Origin of the sequence: Bradyrhizobium cosmicum, assembly GCF_032290525.1 — a bacterium.
GTDB lineage: Bacteria > Pseudomonadota > Alphaproteobacteria > Rhizobiales > Xanthobacteraceae > Bradyrhizobium > Bradyrhizobium cosmicum_A.
Map to the genome: position 1 here is coordinate 1 of NZ_JASXTA010000224.1, position 273 is coordinate 273.

The window sequence follows — 273 nt, forward strand, 5'->3', positions numbered from 1 at the left end:
GTGGTAATGCGGCCATTGTTGTTACGACCACCAGACTTCGATTTTTTCTCGATCAGCGGTGCGTGAGGAGCGCCTTTGTGCAGCTCCTTGTTGACCACCTTGACCACGAAACGGCGGCCAGGGGAAGTCGGTTTGCATTTAACGATTGCCATGATGCACCCCTTCCTTACTCAGCACTGCTGCTGAAATCGAGATCTTGGCCTGGCTGAAGGGAGACGATCGCCTTCTTCCAGTCATTACGCTTGCCCAGACCACGTGCGGTACGCTTGGTTT

2 pseudogenes are annotated in these 273 nt (G+C 54.2%); both read right to left on the reverse strand.

Annotated elements, in window-relative coordinates:
- Positions 1-152 (reverse strand): annotated as a pseudogene (locus QSV46_RS39755) (50S ribosomal protein L2); the annotation flags it as partial.
- A gap of 14 nt (positions 153-166) precedes the next feature.
- Positions 167-273, reverse strand: a pseudogene (gene rplW, locus QSV46_RS39760) (50S ribosomal protein L23); the annotation flags it as partial.